This window comes from Arthrobacter sp. K5 (assembly GCF_040448525.1).
GTDB lineage: Bacteria > Actinomycetota > Actinomycetes > Actinomycetales > Micrococcaceae > Arthrobacter > Arthrobacter globiformis.
The window spans coordinates 3993985-4006048 of the sequence record NZ_CP159279.1; the positions used below are offsets into that span (position 1 = coordinate 3993985).

General features: G+C 64.9%; 17 protein-coding genes. 13 read left to right on the forward strand and 4 right to left on the reverse strand.

Translation table 11 applies throughout. The annotated features are described in order from the left end of the window. The first annotated feature begins 161 nt into the window (after positions 1-161). From ABRP34_RS18210 to ABRP34_RS18235, 6 genes are all read left to right on the forward strand, one after another. Positions 162-2453 carry a carbon starvation CstA family protein gene (locus tag ABRP34_RS18210; RefSeq protein WP_353713400.1) on the forward strand — a complete coding sequence of 764 codons (2292 nt, stop codon included), beginning with the start codon at positions 162-164 and terminating at the stop codon, positions 2451-2453. After that, positions 2453-2674, forward strand: coding sequence for a YbdD/YjiX family protein (locus ABRP34_RS18215; RefSeq protein ID WP_353711249.1), 222 nt, complete (start codon positions 2453-2455; stop codon positions 2672-2674). Before ABRP34_RS18210 ends, ABRP34_RS18215 begins: the two co-directional genes overlap by 1 nt. A 2-nt stretch (positions 2675-2676) precedes the next feature. After that, complete coding sequence (locus ABRP34_RS18220; RefSeq protein WP_003801218.1) at positions 2677-3141, forward strand: GNAT family N-acetyltransferase; 465 nt, start codon at positions 2677-2679, stop codon at positions 3139-3141. A gap of 38 nt (positions 3142-3179) precedes the next feature. Further along, a complete protein-coding gene (locus ABRP34_RS18225; protein WP_353711250.1) occupies positions 3180-3902 on the forward strand; it encodes a bacterial proteasome activator family protein in 723 nt (240 codons plus the stop codon). 6 nt (positions 3903-3908) lie between these two features. Continuing rightward, positions 3909-4352: a hypothetical protein gene (locus ABRP34_RS18230; RefSeq protein ID WP_353711251.1), complete on the forward strand. Its 444-nt coding sequence runs from the start codon at positions 3909-3911 to the stop codon at positions 4350-4352. Positions 4353-4466: 114 nt separating this feature from the next. Next, positions 4467-5312, forward strand: coding sequence for an aldo/keto reductase (locus ABRP34_RS18235; RefSeq protein ID WP_353711252.1), 846 nt, complete (start codon positions 4467-4469; stop codon positions 5310-5312). Positions 5313-5452: 140 nt separating this feature from the next. Here ABRP34_RS18235 and ABRP34_RS18240 read toward each other — a convergent pair whose 3' ends face one another. The 3 genes from ABRP34_RS18240 to ABRP34_RS18250 all read right to left on the reverse strand — a co-directional run bounded on the left by ABRP34_RS18240 (position 5453) and on the right by ABRP34_RS18250 (position 7060). After that, positions 5453-5632, reverse strand: coding sequence for a hypothetical protein (locus ABRP34_RS18240; RefSeq protein WP_003801210.1), 180 nt, complete (start codon positions 5630-5632; stop codon positions 5453-5455). 39 nt (positions 5633-5671) lie between these two features. Continuing rightward, complete coding sequence (locus ABRP34_RS18245; protein WP_353711253.1) at positions 5672-6721, reverse strand: hypothetical protein; 1050 nt, start codon at positions 6719-6721, stop codon at positions 5672-5674. A 93-nt stretch (positions 6722-6814) separates the two neighbouring features. Further along, the gene (locus ABRP34_RS18250) at positions 6815-7060 is read right to left on the reverse strand and encodes a hypothetical protein (RefSeq protein ID WP_353711254.1); all 246 of its coding nucleotides are present in this window, start codon (positions 7058-7060) and stop codon (positions 6815-6817) included. A gap of 431 nt (positions 7061-7491) precedes the next feature. On the opposite strand from ABRP34_RS18250, the gene ABRP34_RS18255 reads away from it, so the two are divergent. Both ABRP34_RS18255 and ABRP34_RS18260 read left to right on the forward strand, forming a co-directional pair. Further along, positions 7492-7755 carry a GlsB/YeaQ/YmgE family stress response membrane protein gene (locus ABRP34_RS18255; RefSeq protein WP_003801204.1) on the forward strand — a complete coding sequence of 88 codons (264 nt, stop codon included), beginning with the start codon at positions 7492-7494 and terminating at the stop codon, positions 7753-7755. 178 nt (positions 7756-7933) lie between these two features. After that, positions 7934-8128: a hypothetical protein gene (locus tag ABRP34_RS18260; protein WP_353711255.1), complete on the forward strand. Its 195-nt coding sequence runs from the start codon at positions 7934-7936 to the stop codon at positions 8126-8128. A 92-nt stretch (positions 8129-8220) separates the two neighbouring features. On the opposite strand, the gene ABRP34_RS18265 is transcribed toward ABRP34_RS18260, so the two are convergent. Beyond that, the gene (locus ABRP34_RS18265; protein WP_245531503.1) at positions 8221-8550 is read right to left on the reverse strand and encodes a nuclear transport factor 2 family protein; all 330 of its coding nucleotides are present in this window, start codon (positions 8548-8550) and stop codon (positions 8221-8223) included. 316 nt (positions 8551-8866) lie between these two features. Here ABRP34_RS18265 and ABRP34_RS18270 point away from each other — a divergent pair, with 316 nt between their 5' ends. From ABRP34_RS18270 to ABRP34_RS18290, 5 genes are all read left to right on the forward strand, one after another. Continuing rightward, entirely contained in the window at positions 8867-9355 is a 489-nt protein-coding gene (locus ABRP34_RS18270; RefSeq protein WP_003801198.1) for a DUF805 domain-containing protein, read from the forward strand. A 223-nt stretch (positions 9356-9578) separates the two neighbouring features. Next, positions 9579-10166: a hypothetical protein gene (locus tag ABRP34_RS18275; RefSeq protein WP_353711256.1), complete on the forward strand. Its 588-nt coding sequence runs from the start codon at positions 9579-9581 to the stop codon at positions 10164-10166. Further along, complete coding sequence (locus tag ABRP34_RS18280) at positions 10166-10405, forward strand: helix-turn-helix transcriptional regulator (RefSeq protein ID WP_003801193.1); 240 nt, start codon at positions 10166-10168, stop codon at positions 10403-10405. The genes ABRP34_RS18275 and ABRP34_RS18280 overlap by 1 nt, the downstream gene beginning before the upstream one ends. Positions 10406-10535: 130 nt before the next feature. Then, positions 10536-11009: an SRPBCC family protein gene (locus ABRP34_RS18285; RefSeq protein WP_003801192.1), complete on the forward strand. Its 474-nt coding sequence runs from the start codon at positions 10536-10538 to the stop codon at positions 11007-11009. Between the two features lie 246 nt (positions 11010-11255). After that, the gene (locus ABRP34_RS18290) at positions 11256-12056 is read left to right on the forward strand and encodes a hypothetical protein (RefSeq protein ID WP_353711257.1); all 801 of its coding nucleotides are present in this window, start codon (positions 11256-11258) and stop codon (positions 12054-12056) included. Positions 12057-12064: the final 8 nt, after the last annotated feature.

Sequence of the window (12064 nt, forward strand, 5' to 3'; positions counted from 1 at the left end):
GACAACCCGGCAGGCCGTCCGCTCACCGCGGTATCGCGACCGCTCGTCGATTCCTCGGCCAGCACCCCGCAAATGACCGCGATTGAAGCCCTACCCGTTGGTAGGGTGCCCGTGGCACAGTCCGTGCCACCTGGGAATCTCAAGGAGGAGACATGGGCACCATGCCTGAGGACGGGACCCGAACCGCGGCCGAGGACCTGAATCCCGACGTCGACGGATCGCTGCCGCCGGCGTCCGTTGATGACGCGGTCCGCGACGCCGAGGAGCGCAGATGGACCCCTGCGAAGATCGCCATCTGGGTTGCCATCGCACTCCTGGGCGGCGTGGCCTGGTTCATGCTGGCGGTCGTCAGAGGCGAAACGGTGAACGCCATCTGGTTCGTGTTTGCCTCGGTGTGCACCTACCTGATCGGCTACCGCTTCTACTCGAAGGTCATTGAGCGGTATCTGCTCAAGCCTGATGACCGCCGCGCAACGCCGGCCGAATACAAGGCCGACGGCAAGGACTACGTCCGTACGGACCGCAACGTCCTCTTCGGACACCACTTCGCCGCCATCGCCGGAGCAGGCCCGCTTGTGGGACCCGTTATCGCTGCCCAGATGGGGTATCTCCCCGGCACCATCTGGATCATCATCGGCGTCGTCCTCGCCGGCGCCGTCCAGGATTACCTGGTCATGTTCTTCTCCATGCGCCGCGGCGGCCGTTCCCTCGGCCAAATGGCACGCGAGGAGCTCGGCGTCATCGGCGGTACCGCCGCCCTCGTGGCCACCCTGCTGATCATGGTGATCATCGTCGCGATCCTGGCGCTCGTCGTCGTCAATGCCCTGGGGGAGAGCCCCTGGGGCGTCTTCTCGGTGGGCATGACCATTCCGATCGCGCTTTTCATGGGCGTGTACCTGCGGTACCTGCGTCCGGGCAAGGTCATGGAGGTTTCAATCATCGGCTTCGTGCTGCTCATGGCGGCCATCATCGGCGGCGGCGCAGTGGCAGGCACGGAATGGGGTGCTGCGTTCTTCCACCTGGACAAGGTCACCATCGCGTGGGGCCTCATCGTCTATGGCTTCATCGCCGCCATCCTGCCCGTGTGGCTCCTGCTCGCACCGCGAGACTACCTCTCGACGTTCATGAAGATCGGCGTGATCGCGATGCTCGCCGTGGCCATCATCGTGGTGCGCCCCGAGATTACCGTTCCCGCCTTCAGCGAGTTCGCCGGCCGCGAGAACGGCCCGGTCTTCTCCGGGGCACTGTTCCCGTTCCTGTTCGTCACCATCGCCTGCGGCGCGCTGTCCGGCTTCCACGCCCTGATCTCCTCCGGCACCACGCCCAAGCTCATCGAGAAGGAGCGGCAGACCCGCTTCATCGGCTACGGCGGAATGCTGATGGAATCCTTCGTCGCCATCATGGCGCTCGTGGCGGCCATTTCGATCGACCGCGGGATCTACTTCGCCATGAACGCCCCCGCGGCACTGACCGGAGGAACGGTGGAGACGGCGGCGCAGTGGGTCAACGGACTAGGCCTGGCCGGCGTCAACATCACCCCCGATGTCCTGGCCCAGACCGCCTCCAACGTGGGCGAGGAAAGCATCGTCTCGCGCTCCGGCGGTGCACCGACCCTGGCCGTGGGCCTTGCCCACATCATGCAGCAGTTCATCGGCGGCACCGGCATGATGGCGTTCTGGTACCACTTCGCCATCATGTTCGAGGCTCTGTTCATCCTCACCGCTGTCGACGCCGGAACCCGCGTTGCGCGGTTCATGCTGCAGGATTCGATCGGGAACTTTGCCCCGAGGTTCAAGGAAGCGTCATGGCGGCCCGGCGCCTGGCTCTGCACGGCGATCATGGTCGGCGCCTGGGGCGCGGTGCTGCTGATGGGTGTCACCGACCCGCTGGGCGGCATCAACACCCTGTTCCCGCTGTTCGGCATCGCCAACCAGCTGCTGGCCGCGATCGCGCTGGCGGTGTGCATGGCCATCGCGGCCAAGCGCGGCTCTTTCCGGTACCTGTGGATTGTTGCCGTCCCGCTGGCCTTCACGGCGGTCGTCACCATCACTGCAAGCATCCACAAGATCTTCTCCTCCGTCCCGGCGGTGGGGTACTTCGCCAACAACGCCGCCTTCAGCAAGGCCCTGGCCGACGGGAAGACCTCCTTTGGCACGGCAAAGACCACTGCGGCCATGGAAGCGGTGGTCCGCAACACCATGATCCAGGGCTGGCTGTCCGTCGTCTTTGTGGTCCTGAGCATCATCGTCATCATCACCGCAGTGGCGGCCACCGTGAAGGCCTTCCGGAACACGACGGCAGGGGTCCCGAACCTCAATAACGAGGACCGGCCGCATCCCTCTCGGGTGTACGCACCCGCCGGGCTGATCCCCACTTCTGCCGAACGCGAGCTCATGGCGGAATGGAACAAGGTGCCGGCAAATATGCGTGCTGAGCGGGCAGGCCATCACTGATGAGTGCCGGTGCGGGATTGGGTGGCCTGCTGCACCCGGTAGCGCAGGCCCTCCGCGGGTTGGCGAAGTACCTGCAGGGAGTCATGGGGGCTGACGCTTACCGCAAGTACCTGGAGCACCATGCGGCGGCAGGCCACGGCACACCGCCCATGGACGAGCGGGCGTTCTGGCGCGACCGGACCGACCGCCAGGACACCAACCCGCAGGGCAGGTGCTGCTGACCATGGGTGCCCTGCCGGCCGGATTCGCCGTCCGCAGGATCGGGCCGGCGGATGCCGGCGCGCTCGTCGCACTGGCGGCCACGGACAACCTCTTTGACGAGGATCCGGGCACCGCGCCGTCGGGGGTCTTAGATCCCGACGGCGCCCGGGACTTCCTCGCGGACCCCTCGGTTCTCTTCTGGCTGGCGGAGGCCGGGGGACAGACCGTGGGTTTCCTGCACTGCTGCATCCAGCGGCGCCGGACGCCCGGCCCCTGGGCGGAGCTTCTGCTGATGGAGATGGGCACCCATGCCCAGTGGCGCCGTCGGGGCATGGGCCGGGCGCTTGTCGCGGAGATGGAAGCCTGGATGAGGAGCAACGGCGTGGCTGAAGTGTGGGTCCCGGCCAACACCTATGCGGTCGGTTTTTACCGCAAGTGCGGTTTCGCTACGGACGAAGGCGAAATCCTGGTCAAGGAGCTTCATTGACTGGACTCCGCGTTCCGGGCCCGTGAGAGTATGAACGCATGAGCGATCCCGAAGACACTCAACCCGCCCAGGCGGCCGGTCCGCAGGCCGCCGCCCAGCCCGGCGAACCCGGCATTCAGCCCGCTGCGCAGCAGGCCGCGGAGCCTTCCGTGGCGTCCTCCGCGCCGCAGGATGACGAGGAGCCCGTGGAGGGCACCACCCTTGATGCGGGAGCTGCCGACCGCGCTGCCGACGCCGGCCAGCCCAAACATGCCAGCCTGCAGGACCTAGTGGACGAGCCTGCCAAGGTGATGCGGATCGGCACCATGATCCGGCAACTGCTCGAAGAGGTGAAGTCGGCGCCCTTGGACGACGCCGCACGGGGCCGCCTGGCGGAGATCCACGAGCGCTCCATCAAGGAGCTTGAGGACGGCCTGGCGCCGGAACTGGTGCAGGAGCTGGAACGGATCAGCCTGCCCTTCCCGGAGGATGGCACCCCCTCGGACGCCGAACTGCGGATCGCCCAGGCCCAGCTGGTGGGCTGGCTGGAAGGCCTGTTCCATGGCATCCAGACGGCGATCGCAGCCCAGCACGCGGCCCGGGAACACACGATGGCCCAGATGCAGCTCCGGCAGCTTCCGCCGGGGACCGTCATCGCCCCCGGCGTCGTCATTGGTGAAAACGGCGAGCCGCAGCGTGCCAAGGCATCCCAGCCCGGCACCGACCCGCTGCACCCGGGCCGGAAGGAAGACCCCGACCACGGCCCCGGCCAGTACTTGTAGGCCTCTTTGGGATTTTTCACGGCCGCCCGGCAAGGGCGGAAAGACGACGCGGAACTTGGCAAGGGCTTGTGGCGCCGAGCCCACGATCGGTTCCACCGCGGCCTTGACCGGTACCACCAGGTGCTCGAGGGCGTGGAGGACGAGCAGCTCTATGGAGAACTGGTCGAAATAGCCAACCAGCTGGCAGGCCTCTCCGGCCGTGTCCGGGAGATCTGTGTTGAGGCGCAACGGCGGTCACCCAGCGAGGGCCTGGATATTCCGCACGCCCTGTCCGGAGTTCACCGTTCGCTGTCCAAAGCGGGCAATTCGCTGGCCGCCACCGCCGAGGCGGCCGCGATGCTCCGGCTCGCCGTGGGTCCGGTGCCCGTCGGGGCGGCCTCGGTCTGGCGCCGGGCGGAAACTGTCTTTGAGCAGGTGGCCGACGCCGAACGGCTCCTTTCGGAGTCGTGACCGGCCTGTATTTTCCCCTGCCCCGAAATATTCCCCGTGCCGGGCCGTTACGCGGCTAGCTTAGCTTCGTCATATTCCATGCGCTCCGAGTTTGATTGTTGGCAGGATGGACAAATGACTTCTTCACCAACACTGACATTCAATGACGGCAACACCATTCCCCAGCTGGGCTACGGGGTGTGGCAGGTTGAAGACGACGTCGCCGAGAAGGTTGTCTTCCAGGCATTCCAGGCCGGGTTCCGCCACATCGACACCGCCAAGATCTACGGCAACGAATCCGGCGTCGGCCGCGCGATCGCGAGCTCCGGGCTGTCGGCCGAGGAAATTTTCATCACCACCAAGCTGTGGAACTCCGACCAGGGCTACGAATCAACGCTTGCCGCGTTCGAGGAGTCACTGGAGCGCCTGGGCCTTGAAACACTGGACCTCTACCTCATCCACTGGCTTCAGCCCAAGCAGGACAAGTACGTGGACACGTGGAAGGCGCTGATCGAACTTCAGAAGCGCGGCAGGGTCAAGTCCATCGGTGTCTCAAACTTCACCATCGAAGGCCTGCAGCGGATCATCGACGAGACCGGCGTGGTTCCCGCCATCAACCAGGTGGAACTGCACCCGTACTTCAGCCAGCCGGAACTGCGCGAATTCAATGCCTCCCAGGGCATCCTGACCCAGGCCTGGTCTCCGCTGGGCCAGGGCGGCGAGCTCCTCGAGGACCCGATTATTGCCGGCATCGCACAGAAGCACGACGCCACTCCGGCGCAGGTGGTCATCGCCTGGCACCTCGCCATCGGAAACGTCGTCATCCCCAAGTCCGTCACGGAGTCCAGAATCCGCGAGAACTTCGACGCCCTGAACGTCACTCTGGACGCCGAGGACGTTGAAGCCATCAACGGCCTGGACCGCACCGCGGAAGGAACTGGCAGGATCGGCCCCGACCCGGCTGTCTCTGACTTCGCCTAATTCCCAGGTGGCCGCTGAGAGGCCCCGCCGTGTTCGCTCAAGCGGACGGGGCGGGGCCTCTCAGCGTTGACCGGGCCGGGCTGTTCGGGCCGGGTTGACCGGGCCGGGCTGTTCGGGCCTGGCTGGGCAGGCTTTGCGGCTTAGGCGGCGAGCTGTTCCTGCTGGACGGCGACGGCGTCGACGATGGCCCAGCTGTCCTCGTCCGTGATGCTGCGGCTGGCGAAACGCTCAGCTGCCGCCACAGTGTCGAAGACCTCCGTGCGGATCCGGCCGCAGTCGGCGTCGAAGTAGGTTACGTGGAACTCCTGATTAATTTCCATGGCTCCATCGTGCAACCGGGGTCTGACATTTTTGGCAGTTCAGTCCGGCGTGTTGCGGAGCCGGAGCACACGTTCCTTCGCCAGCACGGCCGACCGCTCGCTTTTCTCCGCTGCCCGGGCGTACTGCTTCGCCTCGGCGGCAGCCGTCTCGCGGTCCTTGCGCGCGGCATCGAGCGAGAGCTCCAGGGCCCGGAGCCGCTGCCGTGCCTCGTTGACGTCCGCAGTGAGCTGGACGAAGGCTGCCGCGGCTTCCTCCTGGGCCCGGGCGCGGCGCGCGGCCTCATCTGCGGCCTCAGCGGCCGCTTCCTCGGCCTCTGCCAGCGCCGCCTGGGCCTTCTCCAACAGTGACGGTGTGACCGGGCGGGGAGCGGTGCGGACCGCATGGAGGCGCGGCTTCTCGGGCTCTACGGCGTCGGCATCGCTGTCCGTCCGGGCCCCGGCCTTCCGAGTCTGGGTCCGTGTGCGCTGAGCGGGCGGAGCCGTTGCGGCGGTTGGTTCCCTCCGGCGACCTTTCGGTACTTCACCAGAGGGGCGCTGCGTTCCACTGGGCCGCGGGAGCGGCGGCGGCAGCTTGCCGAGAGCGGACGGAACCGCCACGGCGTCACTGACATCAACCTGGTCCACGCCGTCGGCTGACAGTCCGCGGAGTAAGAGCCCGCTTTCGATGGCGGCGCCAGCCGCCAGATCCGCAGTTGCGGCCCGCAGTGTCGCTTCCACTTCGGTGGCAACTGCGCCGCTGATCTTCCGGCCCTGCTTTTCAGCGGCGAGCCGTGCTTCACCCACAGCGGTGCCGAGGAGCTTCCGCCGTTCCTTGGCGAGTTCCCTCAAGGCTGCGGCATCGAGTGACGCCTGAGCCTCCTGCATCGTCTGTCCGAGGGTCCTGAGCCGCTGAACGGCGTCGGGGTTGTGATGCGCCAGCATGTTGATGGTCCAGGCGGCCACCGAAGGCTTCGGCAGGGTCCGGATCGCCTGGGCAAGGGTCTTGTTGGATGCGGCGGCATCCTTGGCTGCGGCAGTGCGGGCGGCGACGAACTCGTCGAAGGGAAGCGCGTACAGGGCCTGGGCGGTGCGCTCCAGTTCCTCCTCCATGAGAGCCATCATATGTTTCGGCGCGCAGGTTTGAGCATGCCCCAGCACAGGCGGCGTTCCGGCCCGACGCATTCCTCCGGGCGCGGTTCCGCTCTAGTGGGCGGCTAGTCTGCCACCATGGCTGCTCTGCCACCTGTCCCGCAGGTGCTGGTACATCCTGAGGGCAGCTCGGTAGAGGCCAGCAGCCATTGCATGGATGAGTAGAACGACCACCTGCACGGCGCCGGCCCCGAGCAGAAGCAGGCCAAAAACAGCGAGTGCCGGCAGGAACATAAGAAAAACGGCTACGGCAACGGCAATATAGCCGAGGGCATAGTTGACGATTGTCGCCTGGTCCACGTGAAATCACCACAACCAGCTCAATGACTCCGGATGCTGCGGAACTCTCTGCAGCTGAGGTGATGTGGTCCCCGGCTGCTCCTGCAGCCGGGGACCACTTAGCGGGATGAGGATCCGCACGCTGATGTTGCTGCACGTGCGCATTATGCGCTGTGGCGTTCTCGATAAGCTCACCGCCCAATAAGCAGCTTTGCGTTTACCGGTATCCCGTCCCGGTCCATGAGGCGTTGACTTGCTGCCGGGGACCCCTCCTTGACCTCAGTTCCGATGCTGGTGATACCGATTTTTATAGCACCGCCCCGCAGGCCTGACAAGAGAATTTTCGGGGCACGGGCACCGGGTGCTTGCCAGCTACTAAGCCTGCTGATTAACTCATCTCTATAGCTGGTGCCACACCCGCGGTACCTGTCTGGTGGAAAGGAAAGTGCGTCATGGGAATTCTTGGATTTCTCCTGCTCGGTCTGATTGCGGGGGCCATTGCAAAAGCCATTCTTCCCGGGAGGCAGGGCGGCGGTTGGATTGTCACCCTCGTCTTGGGTGTCGTCGGGGCTATCCTCGGCGGCTGGATCGGTTCGCTGATCTTCGGTGGTGGCCTGGGTGATTTCTTCGACCTGAGGACCTGGCTGTTGTCCATCCTCGGCGCCGTTATTGTGTTGCTGATCTACGGCGCCGTAACACGCAGAAGCCGGGTCTGACCTGACTTCGTGACACAGGGATCCGCAGTGGGGGCCGGCCCAGACATGGGCCGGCCCCCACTGGTTCCCGCATTTTCGCGGCCAGGCGGGAACAGCGGGAGCGACGATCGATCGTGGGAACAGCATCGATCGCAAGAACACCCGGGGCAAAGGGCTCGCGGCCGGTGAGGAAGTGCTCATGACGTACGCTTCGGACGACTGGACGATACGCCGTCAGGTCATGGACGTCATCGTCGATGTTCTTTCCGCGGTTGCCACGGGGCCCGACGTGCGCACTAGCCTGTTGCGCCACCTCGAGGAAAACCCGGGAAATCCGGAAAGGGCCCTGCTGGCCCACCTGTCGGACCGGAGCATCGCCGACGACGTCGCGTAGCGGCGCCCGGTTGATTCGCGCGGTTGAAAACAGACGGAAAGCCGGCTGGCCGCCGTCGTCGTGCATGTACTCGCCAGAGGAAAACCAAATTCTCAGGACCAGAAATCGGCGGCCTTGGCGGTGTCCTCCGGGAATTCGTATACCTCGCTGACTTTGCCGTCTTTTAATGCGAAGACGATGACAGTGCGCTGGTCGATGGCAGCGCCGTTGCGTTGCGCGTGCACCCTCTGGAATCCAATGGTGTGCTTTTCCCCGCCAATCAGATCATCCAAATCGACTTTGATGGTGCCGTCGGATCGTGTGAACAGTTCGCCGAAGTATGCAAGGATGGCGTCCAGGCCCTGCTTGTCACCGGACAGCCCGCCGCTGCCTCCCAGATGCCATACTGCGTCCTCCGCGAACAGGCCGCGAAGAGTGTCCATGTCACCTGCACCAAACGCTTCGTAACCCCGCCGTACCAAATCAACATCTTCCCGGGTTCCCATTTCGCACCTCACCGTCGTCGTTGTCGGGTCCCAGCGAGGAAAGGTTAAGCCTGCGCGAGGATCGTGTCGATGGTCAGTTCATTGCTGGCGTCCAGTCTCGGGCGTCAGTGGGCCCGGGGAATGTGAGATTCCCGCATTTATCCATTCACGAAGTGAAATTCGCAGTAAATTTTCTCCATCACGCGGGGGATCCGGGAGTTTGGCCCCTAGGATGAGCTGGTCTCATAACTCAGAACCCGTGGGGGGGAAATCCATGAGCTATCAGCAATATCCGCAGCAGCAGGCTTACCAGGCAGCAGCCGGCGAGCCGCCGCTTTGGGCACCGTATTACGGGGCGCCCTTTCCTGTGGCAGTCCGCCGGTTTTTCAAGAAGTACGCCACGTTCTCGGGTAGGGCCAGCCGGAGTGAGTACTGGTGGTGGGTGCTCGTCGCGGCCGTGGTCGGCATCATCATCAACATCATCACGGCCGTAGGAGGTTCGGCTGGAGCAACTGTGGCCGCCAACGGTACTGCGGTGCCCGGTCCGGGCGCCACGGTTGGCCTCGTCGTGGCCATCATCTGGGGACTGGCGACCATTGTTCCTTCCCTGGCATTGACTGTGCGGCGCCTTCACGATGTAAACGTGAGCGGCTGGCTTGTGCTGCTGGGGCTTGTGCCGTTCCTTGGGGCCATTGCACTGCTGGTCCTGACCATCCTGCCGTCAAAGCCCGAAGGGCAGCGGTTCGACGTGCCGGCGGCCTAAGGCCAGGGCATTTACCCTAAGGAGCCCGCCGACCACGGATCATCCGGCCGTCCCGGCGGGCTCCTTTTTGCCCTGGTAAGGGCGGCAGTCTGGTGCACTGGCAATTGACGCCGGCTTGTGAAAGCCCTATGTTATCGATTGTCGTTATTAACGAGTTTCGATAACTGGGGGACGGGTGAAAATTTACAAGAGCGCCGCTGAGGCGTCAGGCCGGAAGCAGATTGTGTCCAGAACCGATGCGCTATTCCTGATGGTTGCCTCGGCGGCGGCGGCAGTCGCGACGACGGCCCTGACGGTGTCGGGCATCGTTGCCTCCTCTGCGGAGCAGGTTACGCTCACGCTTCCTGTGGCAACGCCGCGCCAGACGGCGTCCGGATTGTCGCTGGGGGCTACCGGGGAATACACGGCCCTGGATGCGACCATCCCGGTCCTTCCTTCCGGCCCGGCGGCGCTGCTGGGCTGGGCGGAGGCACTGAACCAGACAGGTATCCTGGCCGTTCTGGCGCTGATCTTCCTGCTGGCCTACCGGCTTCGTAGCGAGATTCTCTTCACCCCTGGCTCTGCGTGGCTTGTTGGTGCCGGGGGAACCGTCCTCGCTGTGACCGGGACCGTGGGGCAGATACTCGATTCTCTTGCGCGGAGCTGGCTGGCAGGCCTGATCGGAGCGGACGGGCACGCGCCGGGGGAGTCCTACATCTTCTCCCTGGACTTCAACGTCGGTCCGCTGGTGCTGGGCATCGCCTTAATTCTCGTGGCCGGGGTCTTTCAGTTGGGGCGGCGGCTGCAGAAGGACACCGAGGGCCTGGTCTGATGCCGGCGGACGAAACAACAGGAATCCATTGCCGGCTCGACGAGCTGCTGGCAGACCGCGGGATGACCCTGACCGAACTGAGCAAGCGCGTCGGTGTCAGCCTGGTGAACCTGTCGGTGCTGAAAAACGACAGGGCCAAAGCGATCAGGTTCTCCACCCTGACAGCCATCTGTGACGCCTTGGACTGCCAGGTCGGGGACCTTCTGGTCACCTCGGGCGGCACCGCTGGCCTTCCCTGATCCCTGTTACCCGCGGGGTCTGGACACCGGAAGCCACCGGACCTACCGTTCAGATGGTGGTTGCTGTGGGAGACGACGGCGACTGCCGAGGGCCCGTAATCGGGCCACCCGTAATGACAGGAGGAAGCAGATGGAAACTGTTGAAGAGACCGTTGATGTCGCAGTTCCGGTCCATACGGCCTATAACCAGTGGACACAGTTCGAATCATTTCCGCAGTTCATGTCCGGCGTGGAATCCGTAACCCAGCTGAGCCACACCACGAATCACTGGGTGACGAAGGTCGGCGGCGTGAAGCGGGAATTTGATACGGAGATCGTTGACCAGGAGCCGGATGACCGGATCGCCTGGCGCAGCACTGACGGCAAGTCCCATGCCGGCATCATCAGGTTCACGCCGCTGGACGCCACCCACACCAAGGTGAAGGTCCACTTCGAGTGGGCGCCGGAAACCGTTACCGAGAAGGCGGGCGCGGCCCTGCAAATCGACAAGATGCAGGTGAAGTCAGACATGCGGAAGTTCAAGGACTTCATCGAATCACGCGGCACCGAAACCGGTGGCTGGCGCGGCGAAGTCGAGGACACTGGCCCCACCGGGCAGTTCTAGACAGGCTCCGCCATGGACCTGTTGCATGAACAGGTCCATGGCTCGTGCCGTTACGCACATGGTTCCCCAGCGCAGGGTTCCCCTGAGGTGGGGATCCTTGTGCACGCACTGGGGACTCGTGCGCGCACGCGCCGGTGGCCCGCCACCGTAGCTGTGACAGCCTTGGCGGCGGCATTTCCTGTGCTGTCTGGCTGCACCGCGCCGGAGCCACAGGAATCTGCTGGGCCACTGCCGATAACGGTGGAGGTGAACCAGTCGCGCGACCAGTACGGAAAACAGTCCATCCAGCTCCTGCTCACCAACGTGTCCGGCAGGCCCCTGACGGTGGCTGCCGCGCAGCTCGCGTCGCCCCTGTTCCGCGGGCAGATCCTGTGGGAGCCAACCGGCGGCGGCCTCGAACTGCCTCCCGGCCAGCCCAAGAGTCTTCCAGCCAGGCTTCCGGCCCCGGTTTGCGGACCGGAGCAATCAGCCACGGAGGAATCAACCACGGAGCCAACAACCACCCAGCAGCCTGTCGTCACCGTGAGATATTCGCAGGCCGGCCAGGCCGGCGTGCGGGAGGTGGCGCCCGTCGCCGTCGACCCTTTCGGGGTCCTGGAGCGGAACAACATGGAGCTGTGCCTTGCGGCAGGGGCGGCCGCGGTGGCGGACATCGTCCTGGACCGCAGACTTGAGGTTGCGCCGGACTCCCGCACCGGCGTCGTCCGCCTGCTCATCACCCCGAAGGAAGCGGGCGGCGCAGGCCCGGGCGGAGGATCGATGACCATCGCGAGCATCGCGGGGACCACCCTGGTTGCCGAATCGGCGGAAAGCCCTTGGCCGCGGAACATCCGCATCGTGCAGGGCGCCCCACGCATTGAACTGCGTCTGCGCATCCGCCCTGCCCGGTGCGATCCGCATGCCGTCGCCGAGGACAAGGTGGGTACCCTGCTGCCCCTGAATGTGAGTTTGGGAGGACGTGAGGGACAGTTGAAGATCGCGGCAGGAACGGCACTGCGTGGACAGACTTACGACTTTGTGACCTCAGCCTGTGCCCAGCTGAACTAAGCGCTGAA

What these genes read in the sequence shown, in the direction of transcription:
- ABRP34_RS18220 (WP_003801218.1), top strand. Translation starts at nt 2,677, where the DNA reads ATGGGTGCCCTGCCGGCCGGATTCGCCGTCCGCAGGATCGGGCCGGCG.
- ABRP34_RS18255 (WP_003801204.1), top strand. Translation starts at nt 7,492, where the DNA reads ATGGGAATTCTTGGATTTCTCCTGCTCGGTCTGATTGCGGGGGCCATT.
- ABRP34_RS18285 (WP_003801192.1), top strand. Translation starts at nt 10,536, where the DNA reads ATGGAAACTGTTGAAGAGACCGTTGATGTCGCAGTTCCGGTCCATACG.
- ABRP34_RS18265 (WP_245531503.1), bottom strand. Translation starts at nt 8,550, where the DNA reads ATGGACACTCTTCGCGGCCTGTTCGCGGAGGACGCAGTATGGCATCTG.
- ABRP34_RS18240 (WP_003801210.1), bottom strand. Translation starts at nt 5,632, where the DNA reads ATGGAAATTAATCAGGAGTTCCACGTAACCTACTTCGACGCCGACTGC.
- ABRP34_RS18280 (WP_003801193.1), top strand. Translation starts at nt 10,166, where the DNA reads ATGCCGGCGGACGAAACAACAGGAATCCATTGCCGGCTCGACGAGCTG.
- ABRP34_RS18270 (WP_003801198.1), top strand. Translation starts at nt 8,867, where the DNA reads ATGAGCTATCAGCAATATCCGCAGCAGCAGGCTTACCAGGCAGCAGCC.
- ABRP34_RS18225 (WP_353711250.1), top strand. Translation starts at nt 3,180, where the DNA reads ATGAGCGATCCCGAAGACACTCAACCCGCCCAGGCGGCCGGTCCGCAG.
- ABRP34_RS18260 (WP_353711255.1), top strand. Translation starts at nt 7,934, where the DNA reads ATGACGTACGCTTCGGACGACTGGACGATACGCCGTCAGGTCATGGAC.
- ABRP34_RS18245 (WP_353711253.1), bottom strand. Translation starts at nt 6,721, where the DNA reads ATGGAGGAGGAACTGGAGCGCACCGCCCAGGCCCTGTACGCGCTTCCC.
- ABRP34_RS18235 (WP_353711252.1), top strand. Translation starts at nt 4,467, where the DNA reads ATGACTTCTTCACCAACACTGACATTCAATGACGGCAACACCATTCCC.
- ABRP34_RS18210 (WP_353713400.1), top strand. Translation starts at nt 162, where the DNA reads ATGCCTGAGGACGGGACCCGAACCGCGGCCGAGGACCTGAATCCCGAC.
- ABRP34_RS18215 (WP_353711249.1), top strand. Translation starts at nt 2,453, where the DNA reads ATGAGTGCCGGTGCGGGATTGGGTGGCCTGCTGCACCCGGTAGCGCAG.